Source organism: Mucilaginibacter straminoryzae (assembly GCF_022953055.1).
Taxonomy (GTDB): Bacteria; Bacteroidota; Bacteroidia; order Sphingobacteriales; family Sphingobacteriaceae; genus Mucilaginibacter; species Mucilaginibacter straminoryzae.
Genome location: NZ_JALJEJ010000006.1, coordinates 195,779 through 216,459 on the forward strand (window position 1 = coordinate 195,779; position 20,681 = coordinate 216,459).

17 protein-coding genes are annotated in these 20,681 nt (G+C 46.3%); 6 read left to right on the plus strand and 11 right to left on the minus strand.

All coding sequences use genetic code 11. The features are described 5' to 3' along the window. Window positions 1–3: 3 nt before the first annotated feature. Genes MUY27_RS14040 through MUY27_RS14055 form a run of 4 tightly spaced genes read left to right on the plus strand, consistent with a single transcriptional unit; the run spans window position 4 to window position 4,899 of the window. Window positions 4–1,782 carry a RagB/SusD family nutrient uptake outer membrane protein gene (locus MUY27_RS14040; protein ID WP_245130778.1) on the plus strand — a complete coding sequence of 593 codons (1,779 nt, stop codon included), beginning with the start codon at window positions 4–6 and terminating at the stop codon, window positions 1,780–1,782. Between the two features lie 59 nt (window positions 1,783–1,841). Next, window positions 1,842–3,179 (plus strand): pectate lyase family protein, encoded by a 1,338-nt coding sequence (locus tag MUY27_RS14045; RefSeq protein WP_245130781.1) that lies wholly within the window; start codon window positions 1,842–1,844, stop codon window positions 3,177–3,179. Beyond that, window positions 3,176–3,940, plus strand: a complete 765-nt coding sequence (locus MUY27_RS14050) for a rhamnogalacturonan acetylesterase (RefSeq protein WP_245130783.1) — start codon at window positions 3,176–3,178, stop codon at window positions 3,938–3,940. The genes MUY27_RS14045 and MUY27_RS14050 overlap by 4 nt, the downstream gene beginning before the upstream one ends. After that, the gene (locus MUY27_RS14055; RefSeq protein WP_245130784.1) at window positions 3,937–4,899 is read left to right on the plus strand and encodes a pectinesterase family protein; all 963 of its coding nucleotides are present in this window, start codon (window positions 3,937–3,939) and stop codon (window positions 4,897–4,899) included. The genes MUY27_RS14050 and MUY27_RS14055 overlap by 4 nt, the downstream gene beginning before the upstream one ends. Before the next feature lie 19 nt (window positions 4,900–4,918). On the opposite strand, the gene MUY27_RS14060 is transcribed toward MUY27_RS14055, so the two are convergent. From MUY27_RS14060 to MUY27_RS14080, 5 genes are all read right to left on the minus strand, one after another. Beyond that, window positions 4,919–5,881, minus strand: coding sequence for a phytanoyl-CoA dioxygenase family protein (locus MUY27_RS14060; RefSeq protein WP_245130787.1), 963 nt, complete (start codon window positions 5,879–5,881; stop codon window positions 4,919–4,921). 133 nt (window positions 5,882–6,014) lie between these two features. Continuing rightward, the gene (locus MUY27_RS14065; RefSeq protein ID WP_245130789.1) at window positions 6,015–8,447 is read right to left on the minus strand and encodes an ABC transporter permease; all 2,433 of its coding nucleotides are present in this window, start codon (window positions 8,445–8,447) and stop codon (window positions 6,015–6,017) included. A 225-nt stretch (window positions 8,448–8,672) separates the two neighbouring features. After that, complete coding sequence (locus MUY27_RS14070; RefSeq protein WP_245130791.1) at window positions 8,673–9,788, minus strand: acyltransferase family protein; 1,116 nt, start codon at window positions 9,786–9,788, stop codon at window positions 8,673–8,675. Between the two features lie 126 nt (window positions 9,789–9,914). Then, window positions 9,915–10,307 carry a YMGG-like glycine zipper-containing protein gene (locus MUY27_RS14075; protein ID WP_245130793.1) on the minus strand — a complete coding sequence of 131 codons (393 nt, stop codon included), beginning with the start codon at window positions 10,305–10,307 and terminating at the stop codon, window positions 9,915–9,917. Between the two features lie 130 nt (window positions 10,308–10,437). Next, the gene (locus MUY27_RS14080; RefSeq protein WP_245130795.1) at window positions 10,438–11,712 is read right to left on the minus strand and encodes a hypothetical protein; all 1,275 of its coding nucleotides are present in this window, start codon (window positions 11,710–11,712) and stop codon (window positions 10,438–10,440) included. Window positions 11,713–11,943: 231 nt separating this feature from the next. Here MUY27_RS14080 and MUY27_RS14085 point away from each other — a divergent pair, with 231 nt between their 5' ends. Continuing rightward, the gene (locus MUY27_RS14085) at window positions 11,944–12,951 is read left to right on the plus strand and encodes an SDR family oxidoreductase (protein WP_245130798.1); all 1,008 of its coding nucleotides are present in this window, start codon (window positions 11,944–11,946) and stop codon (window positions 12,949–12,951) included. Window positions 12,952–12,983: 32 nt separating this feature from the next. Here MUY27_RS14085 and MUY27_RS14090 read toward each other — a convergent pair whose 3' ends face one another. The 5 genes from MUY27_RS14090 to MUY27_RS14110 all read right to left on the minus strand — a co-directional run bounded on the left by MUY27_RS14090 (window position 12,984) and on the right by MUY27_RS14110 (window position 17,790). Beyond that, entirely contained in the window at window positions 12,984–13,751 is a 768-nt protein-coding gene (locus MUY27_RS14090; RefSeq protein WP_245130802.1) for a DUF1835 domain-containing protein, read from the minus strand. A gap of 30 nt (window positions 13,752–13,781) precedes the next feature. Next, entirely contained in the window at window positions 13,782–13,988 is a 207-nt protein-coding gene (locus MUY27_RS14095; protein ID WP_245130805.1) for a helix-turn-helix domain-containing protein, read from the minus strand. Window positions 13,989–13,990: 2 nt separating this feature from the next. Beyond that, window positions 13,991–14,947 (minus strand): DUF2975 domain-containing protein, encoded by a 957-nt coding sequence (locus tag MUY27_RS14100; RefSeq protein WP_245130807.1) that lies wholly within the window; start codon window positions 14,945–14,947, stop codon window positions 13,991–13,993. A gap of 75 nt (window positions 14,948–15,022) precedes the next feature. Then, entirely contained in the window at window positions 15,023–16,639 is a 1,617-nt protein-coding gene (locus MUY27_RS14105) for an ATP-dependent DNA ligase (RefSeq protein ID WP_245130809.1), read from the minus strand. Continuing rightward, on the minus strand, window positions 16,636–17,790 hold the full coding sequence (locus MUY27_RS14110) for a ligase-associated DNA damage response exonuclease (RefSeq protein WP_245130811.1): 1,155 nt from the start codon (window positions 17,788–17,790) through the stop codon (window positions 16,636–16,638). The genes MUY27_RS14105 and MUY27_RS14110 overlap by 4 nt, the downstream gene beginning before the upstream one ends. Window positions 17,791–17,915: 125 nt before the next feature. On the opposite strand from MUY27_RS14110, the gene MUY27_RS14115 reads away from it, so the two are divergent. Then, a complete protein-coding gene (locus tag MUY27_RS14115) occupies window positions 17,916–18,410 on the plus strand; it encodes a DinB family protein (protein ID WP_245130813.1) in 495 nt (164 codons plus the stop codon). 54 nt (window positions 18,411–18,464) lie between these two features. On the opposite strand, the gene MUY27_RS14120 is transcribed toward MUY27_RS14115, so the two are convergent. Next, window positions 18,465–20,597 (minus strand): carboxy terminal-processing peptidase, encoded by a 2,133-nt coding sequence (locus MUY27_RS14120; protein ID WP_245130815.1) that lies wholly within the window; start codon window positions 20,595–20,597, stop codon window positions 18,465–18,467. Window positions 20,598–20,681 lie beyond the last annotated feature (84 nt).

Here is a 20,681-nt window from a genome sequence, read left to right on the forward strand (position 1 = left end):
GTCATGAAAAAATTTAGATATAGCATTTTAGGGTTATTGTGTACTGTGATGCTAACCCTTTTAAATTCGTGTAAAAAGTATCTGGATGAACAGCCTGTCTCTGCATTTTCTACAGAAGCAGCCTTCTCCAACGTTAATACCGCAACAAGCGCTGTTCTGGGCATATACGCTCGTTTAGCCGGCGACTCTGGCTACGGTATCCGCCTTAGTATGTATTATACCGTGGATGCCGACGACTTTGTAGGCCCTGCCAGTAACGCCTCGCCGGATAACGACCGCCGCGATATTGCACGTTACCAGGCTACCGCGCAAAACGCACAAATAGAAGCACCGTTTGAAAACCTGTACACCGGGATAGAGCGCGCTAATATCTGTATCAAGTATATCCCGCAAATGGCAGCTTATACCAGTGGCAGCGCGAGCGACCAGGCCGCTTTGAAAAGACTATACGGGGAAGCGCTCACACTACGTGCCCAGTTTTATTTTGAACTGATGCGCAACTGGGGAGATGTACCTGCACAATGGGAACCATCTGCCGACCAGCCTACGCTTAATATTACCCGGACAGACCAAAAAGTGATTTATGACCGTATCCTGAACGACCTATTAACTGCAGAAAGCCTGGTGCCGTGGAGGACAGAAGTGGTACGTGACGAGCGGATTACCAAAGGTGCGGTTAAAGGCCTACGCGCTCGTATTGCGCTATTCAGGGGTGGTTACCTGCTAAACACCAGCACCGGCCAGGTAGACCGCACTTCAGACTATCAGAAATATTACCAGATCACCCGTGATGAATGTAACGACCTGCTTCAGCGCCGTGACCAGCATACCCTGAACAGCAGCTTCCAAAACTTATTTAAGAACTATGTGGATGCGCATACGCTTGACCCTACGGGTGAAATTATGTTTGAAGTTGCTATGGCCGGTGGTTCCGGCATAGCCGACAGCAAACTGGGTTACTATGACGGCCCGCGCAGCGTGAACGGCAGCACCAGCTTAGGTAATTCCAGCATTACTGCGGTGCCTACCTATTTTTATGCGTTCGACCAGAACGATGTACGCCGCGATGTGACCATCTGCCCTTACTTCTTCAATTTTGATGGTACGAAAACCTTGCAGCGTTTAATCGGCCTGCCTAGCGGAAAGTTCCGCCGCGACTGGATCACCAATCCATCTATTCCGGTTAACTCTGCGTCGCAATACTTCGGCATTAACTGGCCTATCCTTCGTTTCGCAGACGTGCTGCTGATGTATGCAGAAGCTGATAACGAACTGAACAGCGGCCCTTCTGCTGCGGCAATCTCAGCATTGCGCGAGGTTCGTTTGCGTGGCTTTAACGGCGATGCAACCAAAATCGGCACCATCCCGACAGACAAGACAGGATTTTTTACCGCACTTGCAAATGAACGTTTGTTTGAATTTGGTGGCGAAGGTATCCGTAAGTTCGACCTGATCCGCTGGAACTTGTTCAACTCAACCTTAACCGCTACACGCGCCAACCTTACCGCCATGTTTAACAAGCAGGCACCATATAACAACCTGCCGCAAACCATGACGTACCAGAACGCGCAGCAGACCATCAATTATGGCAGTTCGCTTTATGCGCCATCACCGTCAACAGTACCAACAGGTTATACAAGGGTTAACTGGGTAAGTTCACTCACCACCACTTACATTACAAGCGTGGCGCAATATTTCAAGCCAGGCCATAGCGAGGTGTTGCCAATACCGCAGCCTTCAATAGATGCCAATCCGTTGCTAACTCAAAATTTTGGTTATTAAACTATTAATCCTTTCAAAAGGCTACCTGTATCCGGGTAGCCTTTCCTAATTTTATACCAATGAAAAGATTTGTCTTTATGCTGTTATCCGCCCTATTGTACCATCAGGCGGATGCTTTAAGCAAAGACTCTGTTCTGGCATTTCCGGGGGCAGAAGGCTTCGGAAAATTTACCAGCGGGGGCCGTGGGGGAAGAGTTTATATGGTTACCAATCTGAATGATGCCGGTCCGGGTAGCCTCAGGGAGGGGATCAAACAAAAGGGACCGAGAACGATTGTTTTTGCCCTATCTGGTACTATCGCACTGGAAAGCCCACTGGTGATCAAAAACGGCGACCTAACGATCGCGGGGCAGTCTGCCCCGGGCGATGGCATTTGCCTGAAAAACTATACCACCACGGTAGATGCAGATAATGTGATCGTTCGTTTTATGCGTTTCCGGATGGGTGATGAGCGCAAACATCCGGATGATTCCTTTAACGGTAAAGGGCACCATCATATCATCATCGACCACTGTTCCATGAGCTGGTCTATTGATGAAACAGCCTCTTTTTACTGGAACCGTAATTTTACCATGCAATGGTGTATCATAGCAGAAAGCCTGGAAAATTCGTTCCACCCAAAAGGTCCGCACGGCTATGGCGGGATCTGGGGCGGCGAAGGCGCTACATTTCATCATAATTTGTTGGCCAGCCATACCAGCCGCAACCCACGCTTCAGCGGTTCTGAGACCGTGCCTAACAAGCCGGACGAACTGGTAGATTTTGTTAACAATGTCATCTTCAACTGGGGAAGTAACAGTACCTATGGCGGTGAGCGCGGCAGGTATAATATGGTGAATAACTACTACAAAGCAGGGCCCGCTACGGTTAAAACGTATAACCGTATTGTTAACCCCTGGATGCCGCTGGGCCAATATTATATCAACGGGAATATTTTAGCAGGGAATGCAAAAATCACAAGCGATAACTGGCTTGGCGCGCAGGGCGAAAAAGGGGCATCAGTAGCCGCCGCGAAAATTGACGCTCCCCTGCCTGTTGTAAATATAGCTACACAAAATGCTGCTGATGCATACCAGTCTGTACTGCAAAAAGCTGGGGCTAACCTGCATCGCGATGAGGTGGATCTACGGATTCTGAAGGATGTAGTGAGTGGAAAACCAACTGAAGGCAGCGATCATGACGGCATCATTGATTCACAAAAAGACGTAGGCGGATGGCCGGAATTGAAAACGCTGCCCACCCCTGCCGATCAGGACCAGGACGGCATACCAGACGATTGGGAAAAACAACACGGACTGAACCCGGCCAACAGTGCTGACGCCGCAGGTTACAATTTAGACAAGCAATACACCAACCTGGAAGTTTACCTGAACAGTTTGGTTAAAGATGTGATATGAACAAAAAATTGATCACCGGTTGCCTGTTACTGGCAGCTGCATTTGCATTAGCGTTTACACTTGCCCCTTCAAAGGCAACTATTTATATGATCGGCGATTCCACCATGTCTGTCAAGGAGAAAAAGGCTTACCCCGAAACAGGCTGGGGAATGCCTTTCGCTAATTTCTTCGATTCGACGATTACGATTGATAACCGGGCGAGGAACGGGCGCAGCACACGCACTTTTGTAGAAGAGGGTTTGTGGAAGCCCGTCGCCGAAGGCATGAAACCAGGCGATTACCTGCTCATCCAGTTTGGCCATAATGACGAGGTTCCCACCAAGAAAAGCTATACTACGCCAGAAGACTATAAAAAATACCTGCTTGAATTTGTGAATACCGCCAGGCAGAAAAAAGCTGTCCCGGTACTGATCACACCGGTAGCACGCCGCACTTTTGACCAGGATGGAAAGCTAAAACCTTCGCATCCGGAGTATTCCCAATACGTGCGCGATGTCGCCAAGGCAAACAATGTTTTATTGATAGACCTTGATCAGCAGAGCCAGAATTTGCTTAGGGAACTCGGACCGGAAAAGTCTGTTCTGCTATTTAACCACCTGGCTCCCGGCGAACACCCAAATTATCCAGACGGTAAACAGGATGACACCCACTTTAACGAATTGGGCGCCCGCCGGATGGCCGAACTGGTACTGGCAGATTTGGTAAAGATTTTACCGGATTTAGATTCACACATTGCACGTAATAAACCGGTTATGAAATGAAACGCTTACTATTAATTCTGGCTTGCTTCTTCTGGCAGTTTGCTTTAGGCCAGGGCAGAAAGATCATAGTCGCCGCAGACGGAACCGGTGATTTTAAAACTGTTCAGCAAGCGCTCGATGCCGTAAAAGATAGCAGTGCAACACCCACCACTATCTTTATTAAAAAGGGCATCTATAAAGAGAAGCTGAGACTTCAGGCTTCGAAAATAAAAGTGACCATGATCGGTGAAGACCGCGATAGAACCATCCTTACTTATGATGATTACCATGAGCGTAAAGACAGCACCGGCAAGGCAATAGGTACGTCTGGCTCGGCAAGTTTTTTTATCTACGCCAATAATTTCACCGCGCTAAATCTCACCTTTCAAAACACTGCAGGGATATCCGCCGGACAGGCTGTTGCAGTATGGGTGGGCGGCGACCGTAACCGGTTTAAAAACTGCCGTTTCCTGGGTTTTCAGGATACGCTGTATACCTTCGGCGCGGGCTTGCGCGAGTATTTTGAAGATTGCTACATCGAAGGTACTGTCGATTTTATCTTCGGTGCTGCCATTGCCTGGTTCGAAAGATGTAACATCCACCTGATCCGAAGCGGCTATGTTACCGCTGCATCTACCCCGCAAAACGTTCCTTATGGGTACATTTTTAATAAATGCCGCATCACCGGCAATGCTGAAGAACAAAGCTTTTACCTCGGCCGCCCGTGGCGGCCATATGCTGCCGTAACCTACCTCAATTGCTTTTTGGATAAACAGATCAAAAGCGAAGGCTGGGATAATTGGCACAATGCAGCTAATGAAAAAACAGCACGTTTTGCCGAATACAACAGTAAAGGGCCGGGGGCGAGTGCGGCGGCAAGAGTTAGCTGGAGCAGGCAGTTAACAGATGACGAAGCCAAAGCATACAATGTAAAAAATATCCTTAGCGGTGCTGACGGCTGGCAGCCTGCTGCTTTTTAGCAGGAAGGTTTCGCTCGACTTACCCCTTAATAGACTTGTACAACCGCAGCAAACGGGCAGGCATCATTTTGGCTAACCGTCTTTTTAGCGGATTAGATGTATTGACCACATCGCCAAGGTATTTGTTCGGCACATGCTGGCCGGTAGCAATGTCGACGATATCGCGTAAGAAGATCTTCTTCAGCAGCATATCAGTAAACAGCGGCGTATAATAGGTACAGTTTTCAAAGTAATAATGCGATACCTGGCTATGGCGTGTCGTCCCCGCTTTGTTAATTACTTCACCGCCGTGCAACAAATTCGCTGCCCAGATCAAGGCCTGGCCTTTTTTAATCAGCAGCTTCTCTTTTTGAAGGCCCAAGCCTTTAGTCACCTCTTCTATAAAGGTTTCATAATAGTCGTTATAATTCATATAGCCGTTCTTCATCTTTAGGCTGTCCGACGCTTTTACGCCCATGTCGGCCATATCGTAAAAAGGCAGTTTATGGCTTCCCGGATAGTAGTGCAGCGGGCCGTTATCTTCGGTCACGTCTTCCAACGCTACCCATACACCACACATAAAACGTTCCGGTATAGAACTGAAGTGGATCATATCAGAATGAGTTTTCTGCTGCGTTCCGCGATCGAAATTCAGAGTTTGAAACGGGATAGGTCTGCGGCGGTAGAGCAGCTCCAGCTTATCAAGTATGGGTTGATGGACGGCCACCTGTTTTACATGCTCATTAAACTGCCAGGCATCCTGTATACGGTGCGGCGAAAAATGTACCTTTTTGTTCTTTTCCGCGTATTTCTGATGCGCCTCTACCAGTTCATTTTTTATCCCCTCAATAACGACATCATCTAATTGCGGATCAAAAATCACATAGCCATTAGTAGCGAAGTTTTTTACAAATTCTTTGTCTTGATCACTTAACCCGGAAGCAGCTAATTCTTGTTCAAAAAACGGCGATTCGGTCCAGGGTAGATTATGCTTAATTGACATGTGACAGATTTAAGCACTAAAATTAATCAAATATAAGCACAAGTCACCTTAAACCCATCATCAAAACGAAAAGCCCTTTGAATTTTCAAAAGGCATAATCGTCTTTAAAGAAGTTTAATAAATGTCGCCCCATTTACTCGCTCCTTAAGCTTTTAACCGGGTTTACCAACGCCGCCTTTATTGCCTGGAAACTTACGGTGGATAGGGCAATAACTAAAGCGGTAAGCGCAGCCAGTACAAAGGTCCACCCGCTGATGTCCACCCGGTATGCAAATCCCTGTAGCCACCGGTGCATGGCAAACCAGGCTATCGGGCTGGCAATCACAGTCGAAATTAATACCAGTTTTACGAAATCTACTGAAAGCAGCGTAGTGATATTAGCCACCGTAGCACCCAAAACTTTACGGATACCGATCTCTTTGTTACGCTGTTCAGCGGCGTAAGTAATCAGGCCGAACAAACCAAGGCAGGCGATCAGGATGGTAAAGAAGGCAAAGATGACGAACAACTTTCCGGTGCGCTGGTCTGATTGATAGATCTTATTAAAATCGTCATCAAGGAAAGAGTATAAAAACGGTTGCCCGGCCATTTTGCTATCCATTGCGTGATAGGTAGCTTCAATCTGCTTCATCACTCCGTGCACATCTGCCGACTTGATCTTAAACACAAACCGGTCTCCGCCATTGGCCAAACGCATAACCATTGGCGCTGGCTTTTCCCTTAAAGAACCAACGTTGAAATCTTTCACCACACCGATAACCTGGTGGGGAACAGCTCCGGCTTTATTATCATAATCGTACAATTTCTGCTGTAAGGGATTTTTATATCCTAACAGGCTTGCGGCTGTTTCATTAATCAATACCCCGCTCGAATCTGTGGGCATATAGCGCGAAAAGTTTCGCCCGGAGGCCATTTTCATGCCCATTGCCGGTATAAAATCAGAATCGATGATCCAATCTGTAAATACCATGGCCCCGGCGGCATTCATGGATGCATCTTTTGAAAAAGCATTATGATTATAGTCATTTGCGTTTGAAGTAGGCAAGGCCCCGGAACGCGCACCCGCTACCACACCAGGTATTTGTAACACTTCTTGTTTAAATGCTTTCGCATGGCTGCCTAACGCATACGCATTCTTAATTACTACCATCTGCTCGCGGTTATAACCTAAATCTTTATTGCGGATATAGTTGAGCTGGTTGTAGATCACCATGGTGCAAACAATCAATACAATTGCGGCTGTGAACTGAAATACCACCAGGCTGTTTCGAAGCCAGCTGCCTTTAAACCCGGCGGATAGCCTGCCTTTTAACACCTGTATAGGCTCGAAAGCCGACAAAAAGAACGCAGGGTAAAGGCCTGCCAATATGCCCGTGATGATAGCGATTGCCAGCGCTGCCGCGAAGAGACCGATATTATTAAACGAGCCAATCGTAATGTTCTTTCCGGCTAACTGGTTCAAATAAGGCAGGCATAAAACAGAAATGGATACGGCAATTACCAAAGCGATCAGGCTGGTAATTACAGACTCGGTAAGGAACTGGGCGATCAGGCTGTACTTATCCGAACCCAGTACTTTTCTTACCCCAACCTCTTTTGCACGGCCAGAAGAACGGGCGGTAGACAGATTGGTAAAATTAACACAGGCAATAGCAATAATGATGATGCCTATGATGCTGAAAATATATACATAACGCACATCACCAGAGGGCTCTGCCTCGTCCGTAGCATTAGAATATAAGTGAATTTTTGTTAAAGGAATAGAACTGTAGGTAAACGCGCCACCGTTTTTTTCCAGATCTGCAAAAGAACTATGCGCAATATTCACCAACTGGGGTTCGGCGTACTTATGGGCCATGGTTTTCAGGTAACCATTTAATTTCTCGCCGATTACCCCGGGGCGAAGCAGTACGTAAGTGGCAAAGTTATTATTCAGCCAAAAGTCGGAAGTGCTTTCAGGTATGCCTACCGTCGTCTTCAGAAAGTTAAAGTGGACGTGTGAAGTAGCAGGCATGTCTTCAATTACGCCTGTTATCTTGTAAAAAGTAGTGTTATCAACTTTTAACGTTTTACCGGTCACATCGGTGCTTTTGAAATATTTTTGAGCAACTGAAGCCGATATGATCATGGTATTCGGCTGGTTTAAGGCAGTTTTAGCATCACCGTTGATCAGGTGCAAAGAGAAAACCTTAAAAATATTCGGATCGGCGAAAAAAGCGTTTGGTTCTACAAAGGTTTCATTTCCTTTTAATACCAGCATATTTCCGCCGTTAGTGATCCGGGTAACCTGCTCCACATCCGGGTAATCGCTCATCAATTTACCTGCAAGTGGCGCCGGGGAATCCCGTGATACTTCGCCGCTCCCGTTGATCCTGATAAAGCTGTTGACACGGTAAATGCGATCAGCATTAACGTTGTACTTGTCGTAGCTTAATTCATCGATCACAAACAGGCTGATCATTAGGCATACGGCCAAACCTATCGCCAGTCCAAACACATTAATGGCAAAATAACCTTTGTGCCTGGCCATGTTGCGAAAAGCTATTTTGATGTAGTTGCGTATCATACGGCAAATGTTAATTGTGGTAATTGCCTCAACTACAGAAAAGGCTGTTCCAAAACAACAACAAACAGATTTACAGTCGATTACATTAAATCGAAATAACTAAGTGTATCAAAAGCGAACGAACGCACGCCCGTTAGCGTACAGTGATAAATTCATCAGATCACTATAACTGATCCCTCAAACTCAGTGCAACACCAATTTTACCGCTGATACCTTTAACGCCAGTTACGCCACCTTTCTCTTTAGCCAGGCCCTTACCGGCTCGTCATATAGCTTTAAACAGGCGTAAGCCACGGTAATAGAACCGAAGAAAACCAGCAAAGCCCAGGGCAACGCAGTAGTAAAGCCTACGCCCGGATGGTTGCTTACCCAACCTGTATAGACATAAATAAACGCATAGTGTGTAATGTAAATGGGGTAAGAAATATCGCCCAGAAATTTACAGATCTTAGCTTCGCGCCCGGTTTTTACCGTGCCACTGGCACCCATATACACGATGAGCGGAAAAAGAGCGATGATTACAACAGATTCATACAAACCGTTCAGCCAGAGTTTTTCTGCCCCGCCCAAACGCGGCATACACAAAATTGCGACCAGCAACACGCTGCACCATAAAAATGAATTTTTGATATGCGTAGGTTTAGCAACCCTGAACAATAATAAACCACCAAAAAAGGGGAACATCATGCGGGTAAAACCTATTTTAAGCTGCTCTTCATTTAACGACCAGCCACCGATCACATCGCCGTATTTTCCCAATACAAGGTGATTTACCAACGCGCCTGCAGAGATTACCACTAATAAAGTCAACGCCCATTTAGGCAGTTTCCTTAACCCCAGCGCGTAAAGAATATTTGCAATATACTCAAAGAATAACGACCATCCGGGCCCATCCAGCGGGTGCATTTCCTGCCATCCGCGGATATCCATAGAAATGGGTACCGGGATAAGTGTAAATCCGATCAACATTACCACCAGCATGCGCCACATCGGGATGGTATGGATGAGCGGAAACGCTTTTGAATCGCCGAAGTAGAAACAGATCGCCCCGATGATCATCCCCATAATTACCATCGGTTGCAACCGCTCCAGACGCCTCCTGAAAAAGCCGCCGATAGTCAGCTTAGTCCAGCGGTCGTCATACGCATAACCGATCACAAACCCCGAAAGCAGGAAAAAGAAATCGACTGCCAGGTAGCCGTGGTTGATGATCAGATCGAGATGGTCTGGTGCATGGGGTTCGCAGATGTGGAAAATAACCACCATTAAGGCGGCAACGCCGCGAAGGCCATCCAATATGGCATAGTGCGGCTTTGTAGCCAGTGTTCGGTTATCGGTCATTAAGGATTGAAATAATTGGTTTCAATCGTGAATATACTGGCAATATTATTAAAACACAACAGCCCCTGGTTTTCACCAGGGGCTGTTACGGTAACTTAGAAATCAATCCTTTTATAAATAAACAGTTTAGTAACCTCTGCGGTAATTGCTAACATAGCGGTTATCATAATAACGGTGCTGTGTATTGCGGGTATTATAATACCTGGTACGGTAAGCGCTTTCCTGACGGTTGTTGGTATAATAACCGTTGCGGTACCCGGCACGATAAGCGGCTGCCCTGCGGTCCTGGTTCTTTTGGTGCTCGTTACCGATAATATAACCGCCACCGGCACCAATTGCTGCACCTATCAAAGTACTTTTTACATCCTTACCAACTAAAGCGCCCAGCAAAGCACCACCGGCACCGCCTATAATTGCGCCTTTAGCTTGTGAACTCATTGGTCTATTTTGCGCATGAACGTTAACACTGGTTAACATTACTACTGCTATCATTCCGAAAACAAAAATTAGCTTCTTCATATCCCTATTGTTTTAATTAACTAATTACACATATCTGATACTTTTTATCGCACAAGGTTTAACCAGTTATAGTCGGACAGCCATGTGTCGTCAGAAATGTTACAATAGCGACTTCATGCGGAAGCTGCTTTTACCTGAGGGATATCGCCCCGTGCTGATAGTAAGCCTTAATAGATTTACGTAGAAAGCCACCATCGTCATCAGCGGTTTCGTTAGCTGCTGTTACGCCGTCGCGGCGGGCATCCATAAAGCTGGTGCAATCATTATTACCCTTGCCAAAAAGAAATGCTACTACGCCCGCCTGTGTATACTGCGTTAACTTCTCCTGGTTACCGCTTTGCAACACCGGCTGTAAAAAATATTCTGCGCGGTTATCCTGGTAATGACCGAGCGTGTTGTTACAAGTTTTGGTAATGCTGTTGCCCATCGGAATTTGCCAAAGCATTATTTTTTTGCCTGTACTTAAATGCAATGCTTTAAGGAAGCGATGAAACCTGTCGAAATCGCTCATGGTAGTACCGGATGCAGCTTGCGTGGTCCAGCTTGAATTGAGGATGCCTTTCACCAGCAGATCATAACCGGAATCCCTGTCTGAAAATTCAGAAAAGATAAGGTCGAAATTTGCGTCTAAAGATTTATAGTAAGCGGCCGTTGCGGCAGCCGTTTGCTCGGGGTCCATTTTATCGCGGATCAGATCGTGCGCTGTCGCCCAGGGCGAAGCGTGCCAGGCCAGCAATACGTTTGGTGCATACTTATCACGTAAGCTTACGATAGCTTTCGCCAGTCCTTTTGCATCATTGGTAAAACCCTTCACCTCGGCATTATTGCTTGCGCTTACTTTAACAGTGCCTTTTGAGGGGTCGTTTTTAAACATCTGGAAATACCCGAACAGATCTGGTTCGTAATGGATAATTACCGTTTTACCGTAGGCCTTGCATAATTGCAGCAGGAATTTAAAATCATCGAAATATTTGTTCATCACCTGCGTATCGTTCAGGTTGGTAAAACCCGGGTCTTCATAACGGTTTTTCGCAGGCACGATGTTATAATAGCTAAACACGGGGATCTTGCCGGCCTTAGTGGCCTGGTTTAGGATCTTACGCCCGAATTCACCGTCGGGGTAGTTCCAGGTTCTCCAACCGTTGCTAAAAATATCCCCAGCCAGGTATTGGTATTCATAATCGCCTTCCTGTATAAACTCGCTGCTGCGGTCGGGGTCGCCATCAGTACCGAAGCCCAATCGCTTTGGTAAACCAGAGGGTACGGTTGCGGTATCAGCAATATTAGCTGTCACAGCGATGGTAGCTGGGGTGACGCCATCAACGGGGGCTGTCTGCAGGTCATCCTTTTTACAAGCGGCAAATAGCAGCACCGCAAGTGTAAAAAGCAACAATCTTTTCTTCATGCGTTCAAATCATTAGGGTGTCATATTTTACGCAAGAGTTAAATTTATTGTTACATAGATTTGCTTTATATCCACACAGGTTAAATCTTTTAAATCATTAAGAGAGTTGCCAAATACCATTGAACCTCAGGATGGGAGCTTTTCAATAGCATTAAAGAATATACTTTTTCTTTTTAATTAAAAACCTATTGTACAACAACAGGTTACTTCAATAAACAATTATACATCGCCATGAATGAAAAAGATAAATTGACCCGCCGCCAGGTAATTGGCGGGTTAGGTGCGGGCCTGGCAGCAGCCACGGTGGCACCGGTATTCCCTGCAAATGCAGCACCGACGGAAAACGCCTTCGAGCCGCAAAGACTATCAGACCCTACATCTAAATATCCTAAACCACCATTCCAGGGGCAATTACAGCCATGGCCGGGTTTAGCCAGTAAAATGAATCCAAGGCCAGACCATGGCGAGACCAGTTATAAAGGTTCAGGACGATTAGCCGGACGAAAAGCGCTGATCACCGGCGGCGACTCCGGGATGGGCCGTGCGGCCGCTATTGCCTATGCACGTGAAGGGGCAGACGTAGCGATCAACTACTATCCAACCGAGGAACCGGATGCCCGTGAAGTCGTGGAATTGATTAAAGCCGAAGGACGCAAAGCGGTAGCTATCCCCGGCGATCTTCGAAGCGAAGCTTTTTGCCAGAAACTGGTAGCAGACGCCGTAAAAGGATTGGGTGGATTGGATATTATTGTCAGCAATGCAGGCCGACAGCAGTCAAAGCAATCTATCCTGGATATCACCACCGAGGATTTCGATGCCACCATGAAAACCAACATTTATGCACCGTTCTGGATTATCAAAGCCGCCTTGCCGCATTTGCAACCGGGTTCAGTCATCATCGGTACCACCTCTGAACAGGCTTATGATCCTTCACCAGATCTGTACGATTACGCGCAAACAAAAGCGGCAACCATGAACTATGTAAAATCATTGGCGAAGCAACTGGGCCCTAAAGGTATCCGGGTAAATGGTGTAGCCCCTGGCCCTATCTGGACGCCTTTACAAGTAAGCGGCGGAGCGACACAGGAGAAACTGAAGAACTTTGGTGGGCAAACACCAATGGGTAGGCCCGGGCAACCGGTAGAACTGGCCTCTATTTATGTACAATTAGCTGCATCAGATGCCAGCTATGCCACTGGGCAGGTATACGGTGCAGCAGGCGGCGGTGGCCAACCATAAAAGCCAAGAGCGCACCTTACAGTGCGCTTTTTTTATATTCCTATGGATTGCAGGTAGGCGTCCAGTTCGCTATCGCCCATACCATATATCTTCTCTTTCGCCCAGAATTGTTTGTATATCTCTGCCCTTTCCGTAACGCCGCTATCATAAATATCCTTTAGCGTTTGCTGGATGTGGTTAAGGCCGTTCTCATTCTTTTGCAAGCGTTTTAAATGCGCCTCCAGCGCCGGTTTCAGCATGTGCATATTCCCCCAGAAGCCTATGCTTTGTATAAATTGCTGCAATGCCGGCCCTTCCTGCTTCACATAAACATCCCAGGCTTCAGCTGCCAGCTTAAAATCATATTCGGATAATTGCACCCGGCTCTCATACAAATCCTCCAGCTGGTCGCCAGTCAATTGCCCCATCCCGCGAAAGTCTTCTACACCGGGATAGTTATCCGGGCAGATGAGCGATATAACCGGTTCATCCAGGTCTATCTGGCGGCTTAGCAATTGCATTACACCTAACAGGTTCACCTGGCAATGCAGATCAAACTCAAACCAAAGGTTTATTTCTGTATACGGATTGCCCAGCTTTTCCAACTGGCCTAATACATTTGCACGGTATTCATCCGGCGTTGTGTGAAAGGTTTCACTGATCCACTGCGCACGGGTATTCCAAAACTCCGCATCAATGGCAGCACTGAGCGGCCCTTCAGAAAATACTTCGCGCCAGATAATGGCGTCGCCTTCAATACCAGAAGTGTTAAAACCGGCGGCCGTAGCATCGCCGTTTAAAATATGCAGGATGGCAGACATAGCGTAAAGATAGACAATTCCAATCCGTATTTATTCGTCCCGGTACTCTAAGATATCTCCCGGCTGGCAATTCAATATTCTGCAAATGGCTTCGAGGGTTTCCAGCCTTACCGCCTTGGCCTTACCGGTTTTCAGGATAGAAAGGTTAGCCATGGTAATGCCTACTTTTTCGCTAAGCTCTGTTAATGACATTTTTCGTTTAGCCATCATCACGTCAAGGTTTACTATAATGGGCATAATCAGATGGTTAAATCGTGTTCTTCCTGAAGTTTCTTTGCCTGCCTGAAGGCTTTAAATAAAAGCAAAAATACTAAACCTGCGCCTACCCAACGGGATGCGTTACCCCAATCAAAACCGGCCATCCTGATATCACTATTGAAATACGTATGGAAAATGATCCAGGCTAAACCGTCAGTAAAAAATCGCAGAAATGGATATACCAGTAAGCTGACGGCAATAATCAGCAAACGTCTCAAATTAACATTTGTAAACGATGCGCCCCTGGAAACATCGACGATAAACTTTAAAAACAAGGCAATAAGGTAAAGAAAGTATACAATCAACCCAAACGAGACCGGCATAATGATCCACCTGGCGACATTAAAAAAGGATTCGCTTACAGGTATACTAATACCGGCATGCCGTTCGAGCTGCCAATACTTAACGGGTTCTTCTGTATAGGTTAGTAATTGACAGCCGCTATTATCTTTTAATTTAGAAATTAACGGCTTGTAGAGGTATGGTTTACCGCTCTTTACCTCAAAACTAATACTGTCTGTTTTGTACTCGTCAATGTACCGGTTTAATATCCATCCATTCAGATCTATAAAATAGCGGTGAATTCCCAATTTCGTATGATTCCACTGCATCATGCTACGCGCGTCTAAATACTGTGACTTGGAGAATGAGATGCGAGATACCGGTGAAAGACCTGATTGTATGCCATTAATGGTATAGTAGCGCTTATTTTTTTGTTCTTCTAACTTTTTCTTGTATTGATAGTAAGGGAGCGTGTCTGAGACAGCATATGAATTTTTGTGACCACTAACTTGGTAACAGTTAGATTCAGCCCAACCTGAAAACGGGTCGCTCTTTTTTATCAATATTAACGGCAAAACTCCAAGTACGATATACGCTAACACGGCAAATAGTATTAACGCATTCACAATTAAATCTGTGTTAAAGGTTTTTTTCATTGCATAAGGATTTGATGCAAATGAAAAGATAAATTATTGAAAAAGCAACAATATTTATTGTTTTACAATAAATATTTATTCCAGAAAGGCTTTTAGTGTTTCTATCGTGTCCGCCTCTTCTTTTGGTTTATCGTGCCGCCAACGCAGGATACGCGGAAAGCGCAGGGCTACGCCGGATTTATGCCTGGTAGACTTATTAATCCCTTCAAAACCGATCTCAAAAACTAATTCGGGCTTTACTGTACGTACCGGGCCGAATTTTTCCAGTGTGTTCCGCTTTACAAAAGCATCCACTTTATTGATCTCGGCATCTGTCAGCCCTGAGTACGCCTTAGCAAAGGGAACTAACTTATCGCCGTCCCAAACAGCGAAAGTGTAGTCGGTATACAGGTCTGCCCGGCGGCCATGACCTTTTTGCGCATAGATCATCACTGCGTCTACCGAAAGCGGGTCTATCTTCCACTTCCACCAGTCGCCACGCTTACGGCCAACCTGGTAAGTGGCACTTTTTCGCTTCAGCATAATCCCCTCGGCAATCATTTCCCGCGATTGCTGCCGCTTTCTGCTTAAGCTTTCCCAACTATCGAAATCAATTAGGGTTGAGATATTGAACACATCCGGATAGGCGGTTTTAGCCTGCAAGTGCTCTAATAGTTCGCGCCGCTCGGTTTGTGTTTTCTCACGGATATCCTTTCCCTCATATTCCAGGCAATCATATGCGATTAAAGCCACCGGACTTTCTTCCAGGATTTTCTTCGACAGGTTCTTCCGGCCGATGCGCGCCTGTAACACATTAAAAGGCAAAGGTTTTCCCTGGCGGAAACTTAGAATTTCGCCATCAAGTACGGTTCCGTCCGGCAGTTCGTTCATAAAGGGATGTAGTTCTGGGAATCTATCAGTCGAAAGGTCTTCTCCGCGGCTCCAGATAAACAACTGCCCATCGCGCTTGATCAGTTGTGCACGGATACCGTCCCATTTCCATTCTGCCTGCCATTCCGAAGCCTCACCAAGGGTTTGCTGCAGATCTTCTACTGATTTCTGCACGGTAGAGGTTTCCTGTATGGGATAAGCCAAAAAGAAAGGATACGGCCTGGAGATATCTTCGGCTTCCTGCTGCGGCTGAATAAGTTCTCTGAAGGTATAGTCTTCCGGCCGCCAGTTGCCCATAATACGGTGGGTTAGTACGGCGGCATCCAGGTCGGCAATATCTGCGATAGCCTTCACCACCAGGCTTTGCGACACCCCTACCCGGAAAGAGCCCGTCAGTATTTTATTAAATACAAAGCGTTCCTGCGTATCCAGCAGCTGCCAGGATTGCTGCAGCCAATGGCGTTTTTCTTCGTCGCCGTAGGTGGACAGGTTATTGATCTCGGCTATCCACTCTGTTAGTGTTTTACTGCTGCCGCCGGTATTATTTTGCGGAAACAACAGGGCAATGGTCTCTGCCAGGTCGCCTACCACATGGTAACTTTCTTCGAAAAGCCACGACGGAATTTTCAGCGCTTCGATAGCCCATAACCTGAACTGCGTGCTATTGATCTGCCTTTTCGACTTTCTGCCGGTAAAAAGCGCTAGCATGTGCATCTTATCGGTGTCGGGTACGCAGTTGAAGTAATCTTTCAGCACCTTCACCTTTTCATTGGTTTTGTTAGTCTCATCGAGTGAGAGGAAAAGTTGGGCAAATGCTTTCATATCGCACCCCCTTTGGCCTCTCCTAAATCCTTAGCCCCTCCCAAAATACCGACCTCTCCTAAATCCTCTCCAGCGGAGAGGACTTTATTTACTTCTCCTTCATTTGAAGCCTCCCCTTTGGGGAGGTTGGTGGGGCTATCCTGGGGAGAGGCAGCTTCTTCCTCTTCTGTTCCATAGAGGGTGTGCACTTCGCGGGCGTTAAAGCCTATTTCGTTTAAATAGCGGGTAAAACTGGCGGTGTATCCATGGGTGAGGTACACGCATTCACAACCGGTAGCATCTATTGCACTGATCAACCCGTTCCAGTCGGCATGGTCTGATAGTACAAAGCCACGGTCGGCTGCGCGCCTGCGTTTAGCACCGCGCAGCGCCATCCAGCCAGAGCAGTAGCCAAAACTGTATGGCCCAAACTTGCGCATCCAGGCAGAGCCTACGGCGGAAGGCGGCGCCAGGATGATTCCTTTACGTACTTCTTCTTTTGGGGTGTCCGGTGTAATGCGGGTAGTGGGTTGCAGTTCTATTCCATTGCGGCGCAAGGCTTCATTCGTATTTTCGATCACGCCGTGCGTGTAAACCTTCCCGTTAAACAGATCGAGGTTTTGCAGGATGCGCTGCGCTTTTCCTAAAGAATAACCGACGACAACAGTAGCCAGGTTATTCTCGAGGTTTTGCCGCCACCAGTTGTTCATTTCATCAAAGAGCTGCTGCTGTGGTTTCCATTGATATACGGGCATGCCGAAAGTACATTCAGAGATAAAGTGATGGCATTTCACCGGCTCAAAAGGCTCGCAAACACCATCTGCTTCAGTTTTGTAATCGCCGGACACTACCCAAACTTCCCCCTGGTATACCACCCTTACCTGCGCCGATCCGATTACATGACCTGCCGGGAAAAGGGTGATCTCCACGCCGTTCTTATTAATGGTTTCACCATAGGCAATCGTTTGCAACTGAATATCCCCTAAGCGATATTTTAAAACCTCACGTGAAAGATGGTGTGCCAGGTAATGTTTATGCCCCAAGTAGGCATGGTCTGAATGGGCATGAGTAATCACTGCGTCGTCCACGGGTTTCCAGGGATCGATATAGAACTTGCCCTGCGGGCAATAAATCCCGCGATCAGTAAATTCCAACAGTGGCTTTCTCGGCATATTAACTAATAACCTTTTAAGCCACTATTTGGTTTCATTGTCGAGATCACCCCTTTAGAATGTCGTTTTCACACACCAACATGACGTAGTTTTGCGCTTATTTTTGGTTAACCGACAAATGTGTTATGGAACTGATTATAGAGTTAAAGCAAAACGCAGACAGATTCGTATCCGCGGTTTCCTCATTTTACCAGGAAGAGTTTAACCTGGTTCCTTTTAAAGACAGCTGGACAGCCGCACAAGTGACCAAGCATGTTTTAAAGAGCGCGCAGGGAGCATTAGATAATATCAGGGGAACAACTACCGTTCCCGAACGTCCATCTGATCAGCATGTTCAGATGATCCGCGACTTGTTTCTGAACTTTGAAATGAAGTTTAAGTCACCAGATACAGTATTACCCGGTAATCAGCCCCAGGATAAAGACAGTCTGCTCAGCAATTTAAAAAGTACGTTCAACGACCTCCAACTTGCAGCAAGCCATGATAACCTTGATGAACTTTGCACCAGCACCCCGTTTCCGACAGTTGGTTATCTTACGCGACTGGAAATGTTACACTTTGTTTCTGTACACACGCAAAGGCATATCAGGCAGCTAGATCATATATTGAAAGCGCTGTAAAACAGAAAAGCACTTCAAATGAAGCGCTTTTCTGTTTTATGGGTTATCAATCTGTTACGGATTTACATTGCTGGTGAGCTTATTGCCCATGCCAATATAATCTGTCAAAATCTGTCCGGCTTCTATCTTCAGGAAATCCAGGTCTTCATTTCTTGGCCTTGTCTGACCTTTTTTCAGTGGTGCTAAGCCTAAAGCGGTACGGCGCAGATTATTACGTTCGAAAGCTTTTTGCTCATCCTCGTCGCGCTCTTTCTTCAATACCTGTTCATTAAGGGTAACACTTTTTTCGGCATCGCGCTTTTTAAAGTCGGCAATGTCTTCTAACAGGTATTTATAGCTTGCGCTGGCATTCATACGGTCTTCGTGCAGCTTGCGTAATTGTGGCAGTACGGCGCTAAAATCACCCACCTTGGTATAGGTTGATGGGTTGATCATGTCGTAAGGCAGCGCAGATGGTTCTGTATCTTCACCATATTTATCCAGCGGAATAACGGCAGGGAAGGTAATATCTGGTGTTACCCCTTTGTGTTGGGTAGACCCACCGCTTACACGATAAAATTTAGCCATCGTCAGGTTCAGTTGCCCAAATTTAGAAAGCGCACCCGGAGCCTGTTTAGTTCCCTTTTGAGTGATCTTAGCGATCATATCCTTAATGGTAGGGCTGATTACCTGATCAAGGTTGATCACGCTTTGTACGGTACCTTTACCATAGGTTTGTGTGCCGATAATCATACCGCGGCCGTAATCCTGTATTGCGCCAGAGAAAATCTCAGAAGCGGAAGCACTGAAACGGTCTACCAGAACAGCCATCGGGCCGCTCCAGGCTACACCCGGATCTTCGTCATTATCCACCTCTACCCGGTTACGTGCGTCGCGAACCTGTACCACCGGACCTGTTTTAATAAACAGACCGGTAAGATCTACAGCCTCTACCAATGAGCCGCCGCCATTCTGGCGCAAGTCCATCACTACCCCGTCCACACCTACTTTTTTCAGGGTATCAAGGATCAATTTTACATCGCGAGTGGTACTTTTATAATTCGGATCGCCTGCGCGATAAGCGGCAAAATCAAGATAAAACGCCGGTACAGAAATTACTCCGATCTTAACTGTTTTACCATTTTCGTTATAGGTACGGATCTCTTTTTTGGCAGACTGGTCTTTCAGAATAATTTTATCGCGCACCAGTTCCACAATCTTTGGCTTATCAGAAGCAGCTTTACCTTTTGGCAATAATTTCAATCTTACGATGGTGCCCTTAGGGCCGCGGATCAACGTGATTGCGGTATCTGTACGCCAGCCTACGATGTCAACAAACTCGCCGGTTTTACCTTGCGCAACGCCAATAATACGGTCATCAATATTCACCTGCCGGCTTTTATCTGCCGGGCCACCCGGTACCACAGTTTTAATAGTCACATAATCATTCTCTGAAAGCAGCGATGCGCCGATACCTTCCAGTGAACGCGACATATCTATATTAAATTCAGCGGCATTTGCCGGGTTAAAGTAATTGGTATGCGGGTCAATGGCATTAGTCAGCGCGTCCATAAAGATCTGCAGCACATCCTGTTTAGATAATTTATTAGACTGGCTAATCAGGTTCTGGTAACGCTTACGCAGGGTTTCTTTATTCTTGGCCATATCTGCATTCGCCAGTTTCAGGTTCAGCAGATCATACTTTACGCGCTTGGCCCACAAGTTATTCATATCTGCTTCAGAAGAAACAAAAGGCAGGCTATCACGGTCAAAAGTGAAGGTTTCGTCTTTCGAATAATCAAAGTTGTTATTCAGTTGCGACAGTGAATAAGTGATGCGTTCGTTGTAACGTTTTTTATAAACATTAAAAATGTAGAACACATTATTCAGGTTGCCTTCTTTGATATCATCGTCCAGCACATCTTGATATTTCTCGAAATCTTTGATGTCAGATGCAAGGAAATAGTTATGGTTGTCGTCCAGCGATTTCAGGTAGCGGTTATAAATAATGCGCGAAATGGAATCATTCAGCGGCACCTTTTTGTAGTTATATTTAGAGATCAGATCGGCCACCTGTTTAACCACAACGCTTTGCTGTTCATCCGGATGCAGATCGCCTGCAGTAACCGGCCCTGGAGGTGTTTTAGGGGCACCCTTACAAGCCAGGGCGGCACCCAGTATCAGTACAATATATAATTTCTTAAACATGCTTTTTAGGGTTTCTAATTCAATTTTTGTTTCAAACATCCAGGTTTTAGTATATTTATTTTGCTAATGTAATGAAAAAGAGAT